Source organism: Vibrio sp. MACH09, assembly GCF_033238805.1.
Classification (GTDB): domain Bacteria; phylum Pseudomonadota; class Gammaproteobacteria; order Enterobacterales; family Vibrionaceae; genus Vibrio.
In genome coordinates this window covers 247,781-266,020 of sequence record NZ_BSFZ01000002.1, presented here as the reverse complement: position 1 = coordinate 266,020, position 18,240 = coordinate 247,781, and the positions used below count along the sequence as shown (strand labels likewise).

The window sequence follows — 18,240 nt, the reverse complement described above, 5'->3', positions numbered from 1 at the left end:
TGCTTAATTGAATTAGTAGCCTAAAAAGAACTGTGGAAGTACAAGACTAAGCTGTGGAACAAACGTTACTAGCATGAGTGCTAACACCAGAACGGCATAAAATGGCAGAAGTGGTTTGACAACTTTGTCTATCTTCACTTTCCCTACTGAGCAGCCAATAAACAACGCACTGCCTACTGGAGGTGTACAGATACCAATACAAAGGTTAAACGTCATCATGATGCCGAAATGAACCGGATCCATGCCTAAATCCATCGCTATTGGTAAGAAAATAGGGGTAAAAATTAACAGCGCCGGAGTCATATCCATAAAGATACCAACGATGAGTAAAATAACGTTGATGATCAATAAGATGATGATCGGGTTTTCAGAGACGGCTAGCAATGCGTCACTGATCATATAAGGAATATCAGCATTTGCCATCGCCCACGACATGCCCATAGATGCACCGATAAGTAGCAACACAATGGATGTGGTAACAACGGATTCTAGAATAATGCTAGGAAGTTGTTTGATGGTCACTTCACGATAAAAACCGACCGCCAAAATTAAGGTATAGACGACCGCAATTGCTGACGCTTCAGTGGCGGTAAAGATACCTGCAATAATGCCTCCCATAATGACGATAATAAGTCCTAGGCTTGGTAATGCATCAAGGGTCTTCTTAACGACTTCGGCAGATGACGGTTTGTCTGCTACAGGGTAGCCACGCTTTTTGGCAATAATGCCCGCGACAGTCATCAACCCTAACCCCATCAAAATGCCGGGAATATAACCACCTAGAAACAGAGCGCCAATTGATGTCCCACCTGAGATTAGAGAGTAGACAATAAAAGTATTGCTAGGTGGGATAAGTAAACCGGTCGGGCAAGAGGTGATGTTCACCGCGGCTGAGTATGCTGGGTCATAGCCCTCTTTTTTCTGCAATGGTGCCATGGTTCCGCCAACCGCAGCGGCAGAAGCCACGGCCGAGCCAGAAATTGCACCGAACATCATGTTGGCAAGCACATTCACGTGGGCGAGAGAGCCGGGAAGGCGGCCACCGAGAACTTTAGCAAAATTAATAAGGCGGATAGCAATACCACCTTGGTTCATGATGTTACCCGCTAAGATAAAAAACGGAATCGCTAGCAGCGCAAAGCTATCTAAGCCAGAGGCCATTTTTTGTGAGATAACGGCAATTGCAGCATCAAACGGAAGTTGTAGCAATACGGTCAGTAATGATGCAACGCCAATGGCAAAAGAGATAGGAACTCCTAAGCCAAGAAATAAAAAGAAACTACCAAATAATACAATTATAACCTGCCATTCCATCAGGCTTCTCCTTTGGTTATGGGTTTAGCCGTTGATTGGCTTGTTGATGATAGAAATATTGTTGAGTAGATCTTCAATTAAATAGATAAGCATAAAGAAACCACTAAGTGGAATTGCGGCATAAACAAGCCCCATTTCAATTCCTAAGGCTGGAGAAACTTGTCCGGTAGAGAGCGTTTTAAGCATCAGTGAACCCCCGCCATATAGCATGATGATGCCAGCAAAAAAGAGGCTAACAAGGTTGATAACAATATGAAGAACGGCTTGTTTATGAGGGTTGTGCTCCATTTTTTGGGAGATTAAGTCAATGGCTAGATGACGCTTTTTACCTAGGGTATAGGCGGCTCCCATTAAACCAACCCATATGAAGAGGAAGCGTGCAACTTCATCAGTCATAGTGCTGGGGGCGTTAAGTACATAGCGGGAAAACACTTGCCATACTACGCATATCACCAAAAAGCTACTCAGCGATACACAGAACATAGACAAGGATTTGTCCATTACGGAAATAAGTTTTTTCATTTTCTAATCCATTATTAGTTATGAATGTTTCTACCTGTCTAATCAATTTTCCTAAATACAGACAAAAAGAATTTCGCCGATTATAGAACGACTGATTGGTTAGCCAAGTGAGCCAGATCACAGTTAATTGGTCCTACCAAAAAAGCGATAATCTTTGTGATATTGGTCAACCAATTGCCATTTTGATCTTGTAAATTGGTCGGAGAACAGCGAAATTACTTTGGCAATAACGTAAATAGAGGTCTGGTTGACCAAAGTTCGTCAATACGAACCACGAATCACAACTCATTAAAATGAGAGAAATGGAGAATATTTTATGTTTGGCAATAAAACAGCGGTAGCGACTTTAATGGCGTGTGCTATCGGCGCAACAGCTTCGCTTCCAACGTATGCAGCAACAACACTAAAGTTAAGCCATAACCAAGATAGAACTCACCCTGTACATAAGTCGATGCAATATATGGCTGATGAAGTTAAAAAACTGACAGATGGTGAAGTTAAAATTCGAATTTATCCAAATGGACAGCTAGGAACACAACGTGAATCTATGGAGCTAATGCAAAATGGTGCATTAGATATGGCCAAGTCAAATGCAAGTGAAATGGAGTCATTTGAACCTGCATACGGCGCATTCAATATTCCTTACATTTTCCGCGACCGTGACCATTACTATCGAGTATTAAAAGGTGATGTGGGCGAGAAAATTCTATCAGCTTCATACGATAAAGGTTTTGTTGGTTTGACATATTACGATGGCGGTTCTCGTAGTTTCTATGCAAACAAAGCCATCAACACGCCTGCGGATCTGAAAGGGATGAAAATTCGTGTTCAGCCAAGTCCAGCGGCAGTCAATATGATCAAGTTGATGGGTGGCTCACCGACACCACTTGCATACGGTGAGTTATATACCGCTCTGCAACAAGGCGTGGTTGACGGCGCAGAAAACAACCCGACAGCATTGACTAACTCTCGCCACGGCGAAGTAGCAAAAGTATATAGCTTAGATGAGCACACGATGATTCCAGATGTATTAGTTATCAGCTCTAAAGTGTGGGACAAGCTATCTTCGGATGAGCAAAAAGCACTGAAGAAAGCGGCGAAAGATTCGATGATGTATCACAAAACATTGTGGAGCGAAATGACTAACGCTGCGTTAGAGAAAGCAAAAAGTTCTTTAGGTGTAAAAGTGGTGTCTGTAGAGAAACAACCATTTGTTGATGCGGTAAAACCTATGCATGACGAAGCACTTAAAAATGCCGATATCGCTGAGTATGTCAAAGGCATCGACGCGTTGGCAAACTAATTGATAGTTGCATAAGTAGAGGGGATATCCTCCCCTCTATCTATCAAATCAATCGATGAAATAAGCATATTGATAATTAAGTACAAAATTGGTAACCACTTGGTTGACCAGTTTAAGATTGCTGCTATGATTCCACGCAAACTCGTATAAGACATATTTAAGTGATAGATAATGATGAAAGAAAACACTAATAACACCAAGCGTCTATACCAAGAAGTGGGCATACAGCTAATCAACCAAATTGCTTCCTCCGTTTACAAAATCGGTGACCGATTACCTCCTGAACGTGAAATTGCAGAGCGAATGGAAGTCAGTCGTTCAGTGATACGTGAAGCCCTTATTATGCTTGAGTTGAAAGGGCTAGTTGAAGTACGCAAAGGTTCAGGGGTCTACGTGATCGATGTGCCTAGTGACGATATAGAAAACAGCACTAATCAAAGTGATTCGGAAGAATCTAATGATGATGTTGGTCCTTTTGAAATGCTTCAAGCTAGACAGTTGCTAGAAAGCCATGTTGCAGAATTTGCGGCTACGCAAGTAACTAAGAATGATATTCATAAGTTACGCGCCGCTTTGGAAGTTGAACGAGAGCATTTAGAAGGCAATGAAACCGACTATGACGGTGATGAGATGTTCCATCTCGCCATTGCTGAAGCAACACAGAATAGCGTGTTAACGGACATGGTTAAAGACATGTGGGTTCGAAGAGAAAGTAGTTCAATGTGGCGACAATTACATGAACGCATTTCGAATCAGGATTATAGAAAACGATGGTTAAATGACCATGAAAAGATTCTACAAGCGCTAATCAGAAAAGACCCTGTAGCTGCACGTGAAGCGATGTGGCAACACTTAGAAAATGTAAAACAAACGTTATTTGAGCTATCGGATGTGGATGATCCTAAATTTGATGGATTTCTATTTAGTTCCTATTCCGTCGCTTCTTAGTCAATTAATAAGCCCCGCTCTCTCATTGTAGAGCGAAGAAGAAAGAAGAAGGTGAAAGTTATGGAACAGACCTGGCGTTGGTACGGGCCAAATGATCCCGTGTCATTGAGCGATATTCGTCAAGCTGGTGCAACAGGAGTAGTGACTGCACTGCACCATATCCCGAATGGGGAAGTATGGACAGTTGCTGAGATTGAAAAACGTATCGCCGTTTTGCAACAGCAGCAATTAACCTGGTCTGTTGTTGAGAGTGTTCCTGTACATGAAGAGATAAAAACCCGAACGGGCAATTATCAAAAGTGGATTGATAACTATAAAACCTCGTTAGAAAACCTAGCTAAATGCGGTATAGACACGGTTTGCTATAACTTTATGCCGGTGCTTGATTGGACAAGAACAGATTTAGAGTATGAGTTAGAAGATGGCTCTAAAGCTCTTAGATTTGACCAAGTTGCGTTTGCTGCATTTGAGCTGTTTATTTTAAAACGTCCATCAGCAAAAAATGATTATTCAGATACTGAGATAGCGGAAGCGAAGAGCTATTTTGACGCAATGTCCCAGCAGGATATCGATAAACTCACCGCAAATATTATCGCCGGTTTACCGGGGGCAGAAGAAGGCTATACCTTAGATGAGTTTCAAGCTCGACTTGATACTTATAAGGGGATTAGCAAAGACGATTTACGCGATCATATGGCGTTATTCTTAGATGAGTTGATGCCTGTATGTGAAAAATATGGCCTTAAACTTGCTGTTCATCCAGATGATCCTCCTCGACCTATCTTAGGTTTACCAAGAATTGTCTCTACGATTGAAGATATCGAGTGGTTAACCAATAAAGTACCAAGCAAGATGAACGGTATTACTATGTGTACCGGATCATATGGCGTTCGCGGTGACAATGATTTGGTTAACATGATTAAGCAGTATGGCGAACGAATTTACTTTACTCATCTCCGCTCTACACAGCGGGAAGACAATCAGTTGAGCTTTCATGAAGCGGCACACCTTGAAGGTGATGTTGATATGTATAATGTTGTCATGGCGCTGCTTGAGCAAGAAAACAAACGTAAACAAGCGGGTGATACAAGGTTGATTCCTATGAGGCCGGACCATGGACATCAAATGATTGATGATCTTAACAAGCAGACTAATCCCGGTTATTCCTGTATTGGGCGTTTAAAAGGCTTAGCTGAAATTCGCGGTATGGAGCTGGCGTTACAGCGTTCGTTTTTTGATAAGTAAAGCAGTCAATATAAGAAAAGAGAGCAGCCTATAAAGGCTGCTCTCTTTTTATACGCTTTGAAAACTAAGCAACCGCTAACCGTTGCAATTCCGGTGGCTGTTGCAGTTCTTCTAGCCTTTGACAAAGATAAAGGCACCTTGCTACAGCATTAGCGGCATTTAGCTTGAGCCAAAGCCAAATTATGCTCAGTTTTTTCATATAGATGGCAAATAACGATCTGCCCCATGTGCTAAAACAGTGTAGATAATTGCCTTTAAAATTGAAAGTGACTTAAATTCATTACTGTTATTCCATAATGGCACGATGCTGGCACCACCAAATATCTTAAACTCAACTTGTTAGAACAATTCAAAAATTAGCTGCTCGTTTTGTCGCATCGTGTTGACGGTCTGTTTTGCTTCTTCTTCTGTCAGTGATGACCGAATCAATGCTTGTTCGATTATGGTAGTGATTTCATCTTTTAATTCAGGTCGTCCACAGACGTAAATATTTGCGTGTCGATTGACTATCCAATCAGCCAACTGCTGTTGATGCTCAACAAGCTTGTCTTGCACGTACTGCTTTTCTTCACTATCACGAGAAAATGCCGTATCCAGTTGATGGACAATACCTTCACTGACATATTGCTGGATATCTTCGCGGTAGTAGAAGTCAGAGTTGCTGTATCGGTTGCCAAAAATAAACCAATTTTTCCCAAGATGTTGCTGTTGTTTTCTCTCTTCAAGTAGCGACATCATAGGCGCGATTCCCGCGCCAGTTGCTATGAGGATGGTGTCTTGCTGATTGTTTGGTAGCGGCATTCCTTTACCTGTTTTAATAAAACCTTCTATGCGAGAACCCAAAGCGATCTGTTCAATTAGATGATGAGAACATTTGCCGTTTTGCCACTCTCCATCGAGAAGAAATTGATGCTTGGCTATACATAGCGAAAGTTGGTGTGGATTTTTGCTAGGAGAAGATGCAATGGAATACAATCTCTCTTTATCACTACCTGGTGGCACAATGCTCACTAAATCATTGATCTGATATGGATGTTCGTCGTCTTGCTGGATATCAAACACAAGCTGGTATGCTTGGTTAGCACTGCCGCTCTTGTTTGGTTGGCTTGCGCTCTCTGATACATTAAGTGACGTGTTATGCAGCGCTTCTCGTTTGGTTAAAGTTAATGTCACCGGAGTGGTGATACGTTGAACTTGATCTGTGTTGATATCTTCATTCAACTGCTGAGAAAGCCAAGTTTGCCATGTCTCAAGTGGGTCTCCGCTCACCATCGTAGGCTCAGGGTTATTTGCACGCCCGAGTCTTACAAGTTCATGTTGAAAAAGCTTACCCGCTAAACAAAAGTGCTGATAACTTTTATCCCCTAAGGCTAAAATACTGATGTTGCTGGATAGTTCTGGCAGGTCACACAGCTGTTGATAAAACAGTTTTCCTTGATCCGGGATCTCCCCTTCACCGCATGTGCTAATAATCATAACAACTTGATTATATTCATTTAAGTCAGATGGATGCAGTGCTGATAATGATTGTACCTCTACACTTCTTGCCGTTTTTGCAATAATTCGACCTGACTGCAATGCTAAGTTTTCGGCTGTACCAGTTTGACTGGCGTAACAGACTAGAATGTCTCGATTCTCGTATACCGGTGTAAACAATATACTCATTAATGCATGGGTGATTTTATTCATAGTGGTTACCAAAATAGAGCGATTACATCATTGTGAGTAAAGATTGCAGAAGAAAGGCAATGATCACCCCTGCAGGGATAAACAATAAACCGAGCGATAGCCACTTAATGCCGTTGCTGGTGGTTGTTTTTTGCGGTTTGATGCTGTTCGGCAAACTCTGCTTGTTAGTATTGGCAGTACTCATAATGAGCCCCCTTTATTACGCACAAATATTGGTTTGATTAGGTAAACCAGCTTGTTTCTATAGAGAGTAAGTAGGGTTAGCATCTCTCCCGCAGGACAGAAAAAACGACAAAACATATCAGGTATAAAGAAAGCGCCAATCAAGATGGAAGGTAGAATAAACCACTGTATTCCTTCACCTTGGAGAGAAAATATCATAGAGAACGGTTCATAAGAGCCCGCGCTTGGATTTATGGTAAGAAAGCCGACTATCAACCCTGCCCATAGTCCAACTTTGGGAATATAGTGCGCATGCTTTAATACAGCAGGAAATAGAGGAAGATTGAGATTACTGATTTTATGAAGTAAATACTGTACGCCGTGAAATGGGCAGATGTTGCCGCAGTAGATATTTTTTCCCAGTAACACGATGGCTAATAATGTACTACCAAGCAATATCCATAGTCCTAGGTTTTCTGACAGCGACGGAATAAATCCCATCATAACGGCGGAAAAATTACTCACACTGATCATCTGATTGGCCATAAAGCCAATAACGGCTGTGCTGGCCAATACGTACACCAGTTTCAATGTCTGATTTTTTAGCCAAATATTCGTAACGGAACATGCGATGAGCAGTGCCAACAATAGATGAGTCACTGTGTAATTAATGGTGCTTGCTAATGGTTCTGTTGTACGTTCAAAGTAGCGTTCCGCAATTAGGTGAGAGGCGCGGGTATTGGCTCTCATGATAGCGTTGGAGCTGAGTGTTGCCCCGCTAACCGCATCCCAGTTTTTGTCTTTTACAGGAAGAAAATCAACCTCTTTTCGTAGAAACTGACGAAAATAACCGGCATTTTTCAGTTTTTGAATGTATGCAGGGGTATCGCTGTGATTCAAAATATCAACGGATTTAACCTTACCTTCTGACGTGATAATTGACGCGACGGTTAAGGGACCACCAAAACTATTTTCCGTTGCAATAGAGACATAGTAATCGGAATTTTTTTGAGTCATGGTAAACAGTACATCGCTATTATCAATTGAAGCGATGGTGGCTTGTGGATATAGAGACTGTAGAGCATTCTTCCAATCAGGACGGTTGAGTTCTTGCCCTGAAAACCATGCAATAACCAACGACACTAGCGCTAATAAACGAAACAGCTTTCTGTAATCAAAGCGCCACTTTACGATGGTTGCGGGGGTGTTTTTTTGACAAGATTGTGATTGACAATCATTACAACTCAAGGGAGTTACCTCAAAAATTATCGATGAATATAGCTCTGAATACTATCTACTTAACAGTAAATATTGTCACTGGGAAAAGTATCAGTGGGGCATGTGAAAAAGGGTGGATAGACGCATAAAAGTGGCAAGAAATGGAGTAATGAAATGACGAGAATGATAATGAAAATTAATGTCATGTAGATAGACTTATTTACATTGTTCAAGGTAGTATGATTGCTTTCGCTGAGAGTGGTTTATTTCTTTGTAGTGAGCGAGTTATGTTGAGTCGCGACTCATCGATTGGTTACGGCAGCTCTATAAGGTTAATCAGTTAATAATATAAGAGAATTTAAATTTAGTGATGAAAATGATGAGTAAAAAGAAACGGCTGGTGCAGACTCTGTTTGCTAGTCTTATGGTTTTTACTGTAAGTGCTTTGGCGAATAGCTCGCGAATGGATGAGTCACATCAAGTCGAAACTCGAATCACTGATCAGGCTGCGAACACTCAGAAAATAGTGTCGAAAAGTAGTGAAAACAGCCTGAAGTTACAAGTTGAGATTGATGCCTTGAAAGCAGAGTTGAAGAACTTAGAAGTGTATCGCTCACATCTGAATAAACTCGTACAGAGTCAGCAGCAAGAATTAACCAGTTTGCAGGTGCAGTTGCTACAAATAGACGACACACGCAAAAGTATCGTGCCGCTGATGTACGCCATGTTGGATGGATTAGAAACCGTGGTGGAAACGGATAAACCGATACGTTATCAAAAGCGTGTTGAGCGAACTCGCTCATTGAAAGAGATGATGTCGAAAGCGGACATAAGTGATGCGGAGAAGTATCGTCGGATATTAGAAGCGTTACAAATTGAAGTCGATTATGGCTCAAAAATGGGGCGTTATTTTGCATCCATTGAGGTTGATGGTCGCAATATAGAGGCCGAAGTGCTCTATTTTGCAAAAGCCGTTCTAGTCGCGAGAAGTATTGATCAGAAACGCTACTGGTCTTGGAGCGTGGTTACCGATGAGTGGCAGGATGTGAATCAAGATGTTGGGGAGAATATAGACCTTGCTTTTAAAGTCGCAAATAAGCAAATCGCACCGACTTTACTCAATTTGCCGGTCTCGCTGAGGCATGTATCGGAGCCGTTGAAATGAGTCGTTTAACTTCCTTTTTAGCCAACAAAATGGCTTTATTTTCAGTCGGTTTCGCAATATTCACGCCGATATCGTTTGCTGAAAACAGTATTAAGTCGCCAGTACAGTTATTAGATACGACTAAGCAAGCGCAACAAGTAGAAAGTCAGCATAACAAAAACAGAACAGAGCAATTTTTAGCCACGGAGCATCAACTTAAAGATCAACTTGCCCAGTTAACCCATGAAGTGGCGTTATTAGAGAGTCAGATTGATGAGCTTAGTGATCGCTTTACACTGAACGAGAAAATACTGGTAGAGAAAGAACAACAGTTACGATTGGCATCGAGCAGTTTAGGTGAACTATTTGGTGTCGTGCGACAAGCGGCTAAAGACCTACAAAGAGAGCAAGCTGTTACCTTCCAAGGTTCGGCACAGCAACGCCATAAACAGTTGGTGGATGATATTGTTGACGCTCGAACATTGCCTTCAAAAGAGCAGTTATACGGTTTGTGGCAGGCATTTATCGCTCAAACAACCAGTAGCGGCGAATTTGAGAAATTGGAACTACCGGTCGTACAAGCGAATGGTGAGGTCATCACTCAACCTGTTGTCCGGTTGGGAACCATTGGGTTGGGCAACCAACAAGGGTATCTTCACTGGAATAAGCATAGAGAGTTAGCAACTCCATATGCTTTGCAACCTAAACGGCCACTCAATCTTGCTGTTCTTGCTGACGATAATAAAGCAGCACCAAGCCATTATCAGTTGCTTGATATTGATGTTAGTCGTGGAGAACTGTTGACCCAATTAACCCATACACCAACCATGATGGATCGTATAAATAGTGGCGGTATTATTGGCCAAATTATCATTGCCATTCTGGGTATTGGTCTATTTGTCGGAATCGTTCAGGGCAGTTTCTTAATGATTTGCAGGAGAAGAATTCGACGTCAATTGACTCAGATAACAACACCAAGTGCTGACAATCCATTAGGAAGAATTCTAGCTCTTTATCATCAGGATCGCTCCAATAATGTTGAGGCGTTGGAGCTGCGTTTACTTGAAGGAGTGATGGAAGAGCAAGCTCGGCTTGAAAGAGGGTTATCATTTATCAAATTGTTGGCGGCACTGGCCCCCATGTTAGGGTTGCTTGGAACAGTGACAGGTATGATAGAAACATTTCAAACCATTACTCAGTTTGGCAACGCGGATCCAAAAATTATGGCAGGGGGTATCTCCATGGCACTAGTTACCACAGTGTTGGGTTTAATCGCCGCGATGCCGCTATTACTAACGCATAACCTCCTTTCATCGCAAGCAGAGTCCATAAGAAATAGTATTGAGAAACAGGGGATAGGATTGGTTGCTGAGCGAGCGGAGCAGGACATGGTTGCAGCAGTTAGAGTTGAATAATGGACGGTTTAAGTGACGTTATTTCTATAGTTGGAAACACAGAATGGCTGGCAACAGCAGAGCGATTTATGGCTAAAGGTGGTCCAATTCTGTGGTGGCTTGCTGGATTAATGACACTATTTTGGACGTTGGTTCTGGAGCGAGTTTGGTATCTGGTTCGAGTATTTCCTAGAGACCAACAACGCTGGCTTGGGTTTTGGCTACAACGCAGTGACCGTATTTCATGGTTTGCTCAAGCCCAGCGAGGTCGATGGTTAAGTGAAGCTAAAGCCAAGTTAACGGTGAATATGTCACTGCTGAAGTTGATTGTTTCGCTCTTTCCGATGCTAGGTTTATTAGGGACAGTTACCGGAATGATCTCGGTATTTGATGTGTTAGCGACGCAAGGTAATGCCGACCCCCAGCTAATGGCGGCAGGAATTTCGATGGCAACATTACCCACGATGGCTGGGATGGTGGCCGCATTGGTGAGTTTGTTTGTCTATTCGCGTATTTCTCGAATCACTGAGAAGAGGCAACTGCATTTAGCACGTTTATTACGTATCAACGCGTCTGAAAGTGGCAATCAACAATCTGTTTTGGCGAATAAAGAATTAACTGGAGAAGGGCAATGAGATTAGGCCGTCGACGAGAGAATAGAGATGATGCACAGATTGATATGACATCTATGCTAGACATCGTCTTTATCATGCTGATCTTTTTTATTGTTACTAGCTCTTTTGTACGAGAGTCGGGAGTTGAGGTAAATCGCCCTTCGGCAAACCACGCGACTAGCCAAAAAAACGCGGCGATATTTATTGCAATTACAGCCGACAACCATATTTATATCGACAATCGTCTGGTTGATGTAGAGAGGGTTCAAGCAACCTTGGAAAGCATGATTATCGATAAACCGGATGCCTCATTAGTTATTCAAGCTGACGCTTATGCTTTTAACGGGACAGTCGTTGCAGTTATGGATGGTGCTAAAGGAGCAGGTGTTGAGCGTATTGCATTAGCCACAGAGCAGAAACCATGATCAGGGTTTTGATTATCATCCCTTGTGCTCTGTTATTAACGATGACCGTTTTTGCTTTTATGACTTGGTTAGTTAAATTGGACGTGCGGTCACTACCGAGTACAGACTCTGCTTTACGGTTTGATGTTGTGCAAGTGGAACAGGAGAGTGAGGCCAAAAGGCGTCAACGTCGTCTTCCGGAGCCCCCTCAGCAACAGTTGGCAGCGCCAACGCAATTACTGGTAAGTAGCGCGGCACCTTTACAATCCATCCCGCTAGAGAATATCACGGCTCCTATGTTAGAGATTGACAACACAGTAACAGGGCTGGCTATAACCCCCCCGATTCTACCGGAACTGGCTCCAATTAAGCCGGCGAAAAACCAACAAGCGTTGCCTCTTTATCGCATAGAACCTCGTTATCCAATTCGAGCAAAAAAACGCAATATTGAAGGGTATATCGTGTTGCAGTTCACCATAGATGCATCCGGTGCTCCAGTAGAGATAAAAGTGCTAAAGAGTGAACCAAAAGGGATGTTTGATAAAGAGGCGAAGCGAGCGCTAAAACGATGGAAGTACCAACCCATGATCACAGATGGTGTCGCCACCGCTCAATCTGGACAAACGGTCAGACTTGAATTTACCTTGCAGAATGAATGATGAAAAGAGTACTTTTTCTACTGTTGTCTGTTGGAACGCTATTTCCTGTCATGCTTAACGCGAAAGAGCTCAGCTCTTTTGTGGCTAATAGAGTGAACAGTGCTTTTGTTCTACAGCAACAAGACAATAATGTAGCGGCGATTGAGCTACTAGAACGGACGAAAACTCGTAACGATTATGACCTAGGGTATGTTCAGCGCATGTTAGCCGTACTCTATTGGCAGCAGGAGGAGTCTGATAAAACCAAACGTGCTCTGGTTAAGGCGATAGAGAGCAATGGGTTGCCGCAACCGTTATTGCTCTCTACCCAGCGTATGCTCGGAGATATACTGTTCTCGGAACAGCATTACGTATTAGCAATAGAGCAATATACCAAGCTGGTTTCGACATTGCAGTCGGCCACAGAGATAGATAATGCTCAGCAGGATTCACTACTTTCATCAACACTTCTTCGTTTAGCAAAAGCCAACTATCAGTTACAGCATTGGCAAATTGTGTTGGATACCATGGCTCGCTACCAGCAGTTAATACCTCAGCTTACCACTCGGGAACGAGAGCTTTTGTTAGGCGCGTATCTTGCGCTAAAGCAGTGGGAAAATGCGCTGATAGTCGTCGAGAATATTAAAGCCACAGAGCCGAAAAAAGCGCGTTGGTGGAAATATCAGATTGATTTGCAGTTACAACTTAAGCAGTACTCAATGGCGCTTAGTAGTTTAAAACAGTACCAACGGGCAGGATTTTCTCTGACAAAGAGAGAGCTAATGACGATGGCTCAGTTATATCAGCAACAAGGATCGCCAGAGTTGGCTGCGCGAATATATCAAAATGATATTGACGACAAAAATGCTCAAGATTGGGCGACGGAAGCAGGTTATTGGCAGCAAGCAAAGGAGTTTTCGCTCGCGCTCGTAGCATGGAATAACGCTCGACAAAAAGAGAGCCGTTATCACTGGTCTTATGTGCAGCTGTTAATGCGGGATAAGCAGTATCAGCAAGTTATATCTGAACTGGATCTATTTAACCGTTTAACTCAACAGCAGTGGTTAACTAAGACTGAAGCGTATTTTTACCTTGGTGAGTTAGAGATGGCACGACAATCTGCCCGTCGCGCCGATGACATTAAATCCGATGGACAAACCGCCCGATGGTTAGCGTATTTTGACCGTTAAGGGAGATGGTTATTTTGATTTCTATTAATCCTTAGTTCGAGTTCTTTAATCAAACTGATATTTTACATTGGTTAACTCGCTAGAAAGTCGCCAAAGCTGCTGTGCCAGCTCATTTGAATAGGCAGCGTTACTTGCTTTAATTAGCGCTGGCTTTCCTAAAATTCCCAATCGGGGGCCTAGATAACTTCCGCTGGCGAGTTCGTGATCGCAACAAGCGCGAATTTGTGGAAGAACTCCTACCGTAACCGGAGATGCCACCATTTTGGCTAACAACCCGCCAACGCCGATGGTTTGTTGTCTCTCCGTTCCTGTTAACCCCGGATGCGCCGCTAGTGAATAGGCATCAATATTGTGCTGTTGAAACTCTTTCGTTAAAGAGTGAGAAAAAAGAAGGTTGGCAAGCTTGCTGTCAGCATAGGCTTTTATTCGATCATATGTTCGTGTTTGCCAATGGATATCATCAAAATTGAGGGTCGCATACTTGTGGCCTGCACTGCTTACGGTGACCACTCGAGCTTGAGGCGTTTTTTTGATTAAAGGAAGCAATAACCCAGTTAGTGCAAAGTGTCCTAAATGATTGGTGGCAAAATGCATTTCGTAACCTTGTCGTGTGCGTTGTAACTGCTTTAGGTTTACGACACCTGCGTTGTTTAACAAAATATCAAGACGTTGAAAACGTTGCATCACGTTCTCAACAAACAGGTGGATTGACGGAATGTCGGTGAGATCCATCAACATGTATTCAGCTTGAGCTTGTGGGCATTGACGCTTTAGTTCGGCAATCGCGCTGCTTGCTTTGTGTTCATCCCTGCAAGTGATAATTGTGTAGCAACCGGATTTTGCTAGCTCAAGAGCGCTTTGAAAGCCTAAGCCAGTATTACCACCGGTAACAATGGCGATTTTATTGCTTAGATCTGGTATATCGGTACGGGTCCAACATTTTTTCATATATGGTTCCTATTGCAGTCATGGTGTTCTTTGATGAATAGTATAAACTGTGTGGTTTACCACACAGTCAAGTGAAAAGTTGATGAGAGTAGGCGAACTTTGTAGAAGAGCAGGTGTGTCAAAAGAGTTGGTACGACATTACGAAAGTATTGGTTTGATTGAATCAACACCAGAGCCTGCTGGTTCGAAAAACTATAGGCAATTTTCTGAGCATACTGTTGAGCGACTTGACCTTATAAAGAAAGCGAAAGCTTTGGGGTTATCTCTTAGTGAAATAAAGCCTTTGTTAGATGCATTTGTTCAAGGAGATATGTCTCGACAACAAGCGATATTGTTACTGGAAGAGCGAGATCAGCATATGCTTGAAATTATTAATAATGCGGAATCGGTTAGGACGTTGATTGCTCAGAATATCAACAAGCTTAAGCAACAGTTGTTGAAGAGCTGTTTAGATAGGTTTAATGATTAACCCTAAGATAAACCAAACAAAACTAACCCTTTTTTACTCAATAGCTTTGTTAAATAACATTGTTACAAAAGGGATAATTTGAAATGAAGCAGCCAAATAATTTTCAGCAGATTCAACAGATAAGGAGAACAAATTGATTCGTCATTTAATGTTGGTTGAAACAAAACAGAGTGCCACGGTTATTGAGCGAGATGCAGCGAAAGCGGCTTTTTTATCGATCTCAGACAAGGTCGATGGAATAGAAACAGTGGAGTGGGGCGAGAATAATAGCCCGGAGGGAAAGAACAAATCTTATGATCTTGCCATAGTGATGACATTTTGTAGTGAGGAAGCCAGAGATCGTTACCTCACTCACCCGGAACATGATGCATTAAAAGTCCACTTCAGAAAAATCATTCAAGACATTGTCGTCGTCGATTATACAGTGGGCTGTTAAAACAAGCGCTATATCGCATCTTTAGCGGCGAAAAATAGCGAACAATAAAATAACTAGACGACTGGTCTAATTTTGTTTATTATCGTCCGCATGAAAACAAAAACGAATGAAACGCGACAGCACATATTGCAAACTGGCTATGAACTTATCGTAGCGAAAGGGTTTACCAGTGTCGGTCTGTCCCAACTGTTAAAACATGCAGAAGTGCCTAAAGGTTCTTTCTATCATTACTTTAAGTCAAAGGAACAGTTTGGCGAAGCATTGATAGAGGACTATTTTAGTCAATACATGGTCCGCTTAAAGGGTTTATTTGAAGATGATAACTTATCCGCTAATGAACGTTTGCTTACGTATTGGCGTCGATGGATAGAAATTTCTCAAGGCGCATGTGGCGCAGAGCGCTGCTTAGTCGTTAAGCTATCTGCTGAAGTGTCTGATCTATCTGAGCCGATGCGATTAGCGTTACACAAAGGTGCTAACGATATTACGGGTGCCATTGCAGACTGTATAGAGCTTGGAATAAAAGATGGTTCAATTAAAGTGACAGACAGTCATGATGCTGCCGTCAGCCTCTATCAACTTTGGTTAGGAACGAGCGTTTTATATAAATTGAGTAAAGATCCACAAGGTATGATGAATACATTGCGGAAAACAGAACGCTTTTTGCAAGGCAACTCATTACTCTAAACAGACAATTTGAGCTCGTATAGGTGGCTGTACGAGTTTTTTTATAACACAGAACTAGACGACTGGTCTAATTTGGTGATGGCAAGTTATTTTAATTGTCACGCCATAGATTAAACCGGTAACTGGATTTTGGCTGCATTAATCGGCACGTTTTTTGTCGTTTACTACCTTAGTAAATAGCAAAAAATAGTTAAATATAACAAGGATTAAATAATGAAAACTCAACTTGAAAGTAACAGCAGAATTGTATTGGCTTCTCGTCCCGTTGGTGCGCCAACAGAGCAAAACTTTCGTTTAGAAAATACCCAGAGACCGGTACCCGCAAAAGGCGAAGTGCTACTTCGTACCATTTATCTCTCTTTAGATCCGTATATGAGAGGCCGAATGAGTGATGCTAAATCCTATGCTGAACCAGTTGCCATTGATGATGTTATGGTTGGTGGTACGGTTTGTCAGGTTGAAGAGTCGAACAACAGTGATTTCGAAGTGGGTGAGTGGGTATTAGCTTATACAGGGTGGCAAAAACTGGCACTTTCTAATGGTGAAGGCTTACTGAAGTTAGGAAAGCAGCCTATGGCACCTTCGTATGCACTGGGCATTATGGGCATGCCAGGTTTTACCGCATACATGGGACTGTTGGATATTGGTGATCCTAAACCGGGCGAAACGATTGTTGTCGCTGCAGCAACAGGACCAGTGGGAGCAACGGTGGGGCAAATTGGTAAGTTGAAAGGTGCTCGTGTTGTAGGTATCGCCGGTGGAGAAGAGAAGTGTCGTTATGCTAAAGAAGAGTTAGGTTTTGACGAGTGTATTGATCACAAAGCGGCGGATTTTTCTGAACAACTAGCAAAAGCGTGTGATCAGGGAATTGATGTCTATTTTGAAAATGTCGGCGGGAAAGTGTTTGACGCGGTATTGCCATTGCTTAATACCGCAGCGAGAGTTCCTTTATGTGGTTTGATTTCGCAGTATAACGCCACCTCTTTGCCAGAAGGGCCTGACCGTATGTCGATGTTGATGGGAACCTTGTTGGTTAAGCGTATCAAAATGCAAGGATTCATAATTTTTGATGATTATGCACACCGTTATGATGAGTTTGCGGCGGATATGTCTGTTTGGTTAGCAGAAGGCAAAGTGAAATATAAAGAACAGATGGTGGAAGGGTTAGAAAATGCCGTCGACGCCTTCCAAGGACTTCTTGAAGGTAAAAACTTCGGAAAACTTGTTGTTAAAGTCAATCAACCTCTTTAAATAGCACGGATAAGATAAAAATGATCACATTACACCACCTAAATAAATCGCGCTCTAAACGCATCATTTGGCTGTTGGAAGAGCTAAATGTAGAATATAAAATTATTCCTTATCAAAGAGATAGCGTCACTTTCTTGGCTCCGCCAGAACTTAAGTCTATTCATCCACTGGGCAAATCACCCGTTATTGAAGATGATGGTTTGATTGTGACGGAATCTGGAGCGATTACGGAGTACCTGATAGACAAATATGCCGATGGAAAACTGGCACCGCCACGCGGTACTAAAGAGCATGTTGAGTACCTGCAATGGATGCACTTTGCTGAAAGTTCCGGTATTTTGCCGCCACTATTGAAGATCTTTGTCATGAAAGATGGTTGTGACACTAACTTTCTAGCAGATTACGCAGATGCAGAGCTGGCGAAAATTGCAGAGTATTTAAATTCGTCATTACAAGATAAGCGGTACTTAGTTGCAGATACCTTAACAGGTGCGGATATTATGATCTCTTTTGTTGTGGAGGCGCTACAGAACTTTGGGCTTATTCAGCAATATAGCAACATTGAGGCATACGCAGAGCAACTGGCAAGTCATCCTGCTTTTAACAAAGCAGGTCAAATTGAACTGAGTGCTCAATCTTAATCGTGTTGCAAAACTGATGCATT

At 42.4% G+C, this 18,240-nt stretch carries 20 protein-coding genes; 14 read left to right on the top strand and 6 right to left on the bottom strand.

Annotation, left to right across the window (positions count from 1 at the left end; translation table 11 throughout):
- Positions 1–12 precede the first annotated feature (12 nt).
- Positions 13–1,314 (bottom strand): TRAP transporter large permease, encoded by a 1,302-nt coding sequence (locus CHJ_RS16410; RefSeq protein WP_171752223.1) that lies wholly within the window; start codon positions 1,312–1,314, stop codon positions 13–15.
- A 24-nt stretch (positions 1,315–1,338) separates the two neighbouring features.
- Positions 1,339–1,836 carry a TRAP transporter small permease gene (locus CHJ_RS16405; protein ID WP_171752222.1) on the bottom strand — a complete coding sequence of 166 codons (498 nt, stop codon included), beginning with the start codon at positions 1,834–1,836 and terminating at the stop codon, positions 1,339–1,341.
- A 316-nt stretch (positions 1,837–2,152) separates the two neighbouring features.
- Between CHJ_RS16405 and CHJ_RS16400 the strand changes: the two genes are divergently transcribed.
- The 3 genes from CHJ_RS16400 to uxuA all read left to right on the top strand — a co-directional run bounded on the left by CHJ_RS16400 (position 2,153) and on the right by uxuA (position 5,332).
- Positions 2,153–3,139 carry a TRAP transporter substrate-binding protein gene (locus tag CHJ_RS16400; protein ID WP_171752221.1) on the top strand — a complete coding sequence of 329 codons (987 nt, stop codon included), beginning with the start codon at positions 2,153–2,155 and terminating at the stop codon, positions 3,137–3,139.
- A 171-nt stretch (positions 3,140–3,310) separates the two neighbouring features.
- Positions 3,311–4,087: an FCD domain-containing protein gene (locus CHJ_RS16395; protein ID WP_171752220.1), complete on the top strand. Its 777-nt coding sequence runs from the start codon at positions 3,311–3,313 to the stop codon at positions 4,085–4,087.
- Between the two features lie 60 nt (positions 4,088–4,147).
- On the top strand, positions 4,148–5,332 hold the full coding sequence (gene uxuA / locus CHJ_RS16390) for a mannonate dehydratase (RefSeq protein ID WP_317918313.1): 1,185 nt from the start codon (positions 4,148–4,150) through the stop codon (positions 5,330–5,332).
- Positions 5,333–5,671: 339 nt separating this feature from the next.
- Here the strand turns inward: uxuA and CHJ_RS16385 are convergent, their stop codons facing one another.
- From CHJ_RS16385 to CHJ_RS16375, 3 genes are read right to left on the bottom strand one after another with little or no spacing between them, the layout of a single operon-like run.
- Positions 5,672–7,021, bottom strand: coding sequence for a flavodoxin domain-containing protein (locus CHJ_RS16385; RefSeq protein ID WP_171752218.1), 1,350 nt, complete (start codon positions 7,019–7,021; stop codon positions 5,672–5,674).
- 22 nt (positions 7,022–7,043) lie between these two features.
- Positions 7,044–7,205: a hypothetical protein gene (locus CHJ_RS16380; protein ID WP_317918312.1), complete on the bottom strand. Its 162-nt coding sequence runs from the start codon at positions 7,203–7,205 to the stop codon at positions 7,044–7,046.
- Positions 7,202–8,431 carry an FMN-binding protein gene (locus CHJ_RS16375; RefSeq protein WP_317918311.1) on the bottom strand — a complete coding sequence of 410 codons (1,230 nt, stop codon included), beginning with the start codon at positions 8,429–8,431 and terminating at the stop codon, positions 7,202–7,204. The genes CHJ_RS16380 and CHJ_RS16375 overlap by 4 nt, the downstream gene beginning before the upstream one ends.
- A 346-nt stretch (positions 8,432–8,777) precedes the next feature.
- Here CHJ_RS16375 and CHJ_RS16370 point away from each other — a divergent pair, with 346 nt between their 5' ends.
- Genes CHJ_RS16370 through CHJ_RS16345 form a run of 6 tightly spaced genes read left to right on the top strand, consistent with a single transcriptional unit; the run spans position 8,778 to position 13,785 of the window.
- Positions 8,778–9,566, top strand: coding sequence for a DUF3450 domain-containing protein (locus tag CHJ_RS16370; RefSeq protein WP_317918310.1), 789 nt, complete (start codon positions 8,778–8,780; stop codon positions 9,564–9,566).
- Between the two features lie 29 nt (positions 9,567–9,595).
- A complete protein-coding gene (locus tag CHJ_RS16365) occupies positions 9,596–10,960 on the top strand; it encodes a MotA/TolQ/ExbB proton channel family protein (RefSeq protein WP_411861585.1) in 1,365 nt (454 codons plus the stop codon).
- Positions 10,960–11,574 carry a MotA/TolQ/ExbB proton channel family protein gene (locus CHJ_RS16360; RefSeq protein ID WP_317918308.1) on the top strand — a complete coding sequence of 205 codons (615 nt, stop codon included), beginning with the start codon at positions 10,960–10,962 and terminating at the stop codon, positions 11,572–11,574. Before CHJ_RS16365 ends, CHJ_RS16360 begins: the two co-directional genes overlap by 1 nt.
- Positions 11,571–11,978: an ExbD/TolR family protein gene (locus tag CHJ_RS16355; RefSeq protein ID WP_171752213.1), complete on the top strand. Its 408-nt coding sequence runs from the start codon at positions 11,571–11,573 to the stop codon at positions 11,976–11,978. Before CHJ_RS16360 ends, CHJ_RS16355 begins: the two co-directional genes overlap by 4 nt.
- Positions 11,975–12,616: an energy transducer TonB gene (locus CHJ_RS16350; RefSeq protein ID WP_317918307.1), complete on the top strand. Its 642-nt coding sequence runs from the start codon at positions 11,975–11,977 to the stop codon at positions 12,614–12,616. The genes CHJ_RS16355 and CHJ_RS16350 overlap by 4 nt, the downstream gene beginning before the upstream one ends.
- Complete coding sequence (locus CHJ_RS16345) at positions 12,613–13,785, top strand: tetratricopeptide repeat protein (protein WP_317918306.1); 1,173 nt, start codon at positions 12,613–12,615, stop codon at positions 13,783–13,785. The genes CHJ_RS16350 and CHJ_RS16345 overlap by 4 nt, the downstream gene beginning before the upstream one ends.
- A gap of 45 nt (positions 13,786–13,830) precedes the next feature.
- Here CHJ_RS16345 and CHJ_RS16340 read toward each other — a convergent pair whose 3' ends face one another.
- A complete protein-coding gene (locus tag CHJ_RS16340; RefSeq protein WP_317918305.1) occupies positions 13,831–14,733 on the bottom strand; it encodes an oxidoreductase in 903 nt (300 codons plus the stop codon).
- An 82-nt stretch (positions 14,734–14,815) separates the two neighbouring features.
- Between CHJ_RS16340 and CHJ_RS16335 the strand changes: the two genes are divergently transcribed.
- From CHJ_RS16335 to CHJ_RS16315, 5 genes are all read left to right on the top strand, one after another.
- The gene (locus CHJ_RS16335) at positions 14,816–15,202 is read left to right on the top strand and encodes a MerR family transcriptional regulator (RefSeq protein WP_317918304.1); all 387 of its coding nucleotides are present in this window, start codon (positions 14,816–14,818) and stop codon (positions 15,200–15,202) included.
- A gap of 133 nt (positions 15,203–15,335) precedes the next feature.
- Positions 15,336–15,638: a Dabb family protein gene (locus CHJ_RS16330; RefSeq protein WP_171752210.1), complete on the top strand. Its 303-nt coding sequence runs from the start codon at positions 15,336–15,338 to the stop codon at positions 15,636–15,638.
- A gap of 90 nt (positions 15,639–15,728) precedes the next feature.
- A complete protein-coding gene (locus CHJ_RS16325) occupies positions 15,729–16,325 on the top strand; it encodes a TetR/AcrR family transcriptional regulator (RefSeq protein ID WP_171752209.1) in 597 nt (198 codons plus the stop codon).
- A 213-nt stretch (positions 16,326–16,538) separates the two neighbouring features.
- Entirely contained in the window at positions 16,539–17,576 is a 1,038-nt protein-coding gene (locus CHJ_RS16320; RefSeq protein WP_317918303.1) for an NADP-dependent oxidoreductase, read from the top strand.
- 20 nt (positions 17,577–17,596) lie between these two features.
- The gene (locus CHJ_RS16315) at positions 17,597–18,217 is read left to right on the top strand and encodes a glutathione S-transferase family protein (RefSeq protein ID WP_317918302.1); all 621 of its coding nucleotides are present in this window, start codon (positions 17,597–17,599) and stop codon (positions 18,215–18,217) included.
- The last annotated feature ends 23 nt before the right edge of the window (positions 18,218–18,240 follow it).

Bases quoted from the DNA above. Each gene is read 5' to 3' on its own strand.
- CHJ_RS16405 (WP_171752222.1), bottom strand. From the start codon at position 1,836: ATGAAAAAACTTATTTCCGTAATGGACAAATCCTTGTCTATGTTCTGT.
- CHJ_RS16395 (WP_171752220.1), top strand. From the start codon at position 3,311: ATGATGAAAGAAAACACTAATAACACCAAGCGTCTATACCAAGAAGTG.
- CHJ_RS16355 (WP_171752213.1), top strand. From the start codon at position 11,571: ATGAGATTAGGCCGTCGACGAGAGAATAGAGATGATGCACAGATTGAT.
- CHJ_RS16340 (WP_317918305.1), bottom strand. From the start codon at position 14,733: ATGAAAAAATGTTGGACCCGTACCGATATACCAGATCTAAGCAATAAA.
- CHJ_RS16385 (WP_171752218.1), bottom strand. From the start codon at position 7,021: ATGAATAAAATCACCCATGCATTAATGAGTATATTGTTTACACCGGTA.
- CHJ_RS16400 (WP_171752221.1), top strand. From the start codon at position 2,153: ATGTTTGGCAATAAAACAGCGGTAGCGACTTTAATGGCGTGTGCTATC.
- CHJ_RS16350 (WP_317918307.1), top strand. From the start codon at position 11,975: ATGATCAGGGTTTTGATTATCATCCCTTGTGCTCTGTTATTAACGATG.
- CHJ_RS16370 (WP_317918310.1), top strand. From the start codon at position 8,778: ATGATGAGTAAAAAGAAACGGCTGGTGCAGACTCTGTTTGCTAGTCTT.
- CHJ_RS16320 (WP_317918303.1), top strand. From the start codon at position 16,539: ATGAAAACTCAACTTGAAAGTAACAGCAGAATTGTATTGGCTTCTCGT.
- CHJ_RS16315 (WP_317918302.1), top strand. From the start codon at position 17,597: ATGATCACATTACACCACCTAAATAAATCGCGCTCTAAACGCATCATT.
- CHJ_RS16360 (WP_317918308.1), top strand. From the start codon at position 10,960: ATGGACGGTTTAAGTGACGTTATTTCTATAGTTGGAAACACAGAATGG.
- CHJ_RS16325 (WP_171752209.1), top strand. From the start codon at position 15,729: ATGAAAACAAAAACGAATGAAACGCGACAGCACATATTGCAAACTGGC.
- uxuA (WP_317918313.1), top strand. From the start codon at position 4,148: ATGGAACAGACCTGGCGTTGGTACGGGCCAAATGATCCCGTGTCATTG.
- CHJ_RS16380 (WP_317918312.1), bottom strand. From the start codon at position 7,205: ATGAGTACTGCCAATACTAACAAGCAGAGTTTGCCGAACAGCATCAAA.
- CHJ_RS16335 (WP_317918304.1), top strand. From the start codon at position 14,816: ATGAGAGTAGGCGAACTTTGTAGAAGAGCAGGTGTGTCAAAAGAGTTG.
- CHJ_RS16365 (WP_411861585.1), top strand. From the start codon at position 9,596: ATGGCTTTATTTTCAGTCGGTTTCGCAATATTCACGCCGATATCGTTT.
- CHJ_RS16345 (WP_317918306.1), top strand. From the start codon at position 12,613: ATGATGAAAAGAGTACTTTTTCTACTGTTGTCTGTTGGAACGCTATTT.
- CHJ_RS16410 (WP_171752223.1), bottom strand. From the start codon at position 1,314: ATGGAATGGCAGGTTATAATTGTATTATTTGGTAGTTTCTTTTTATTT.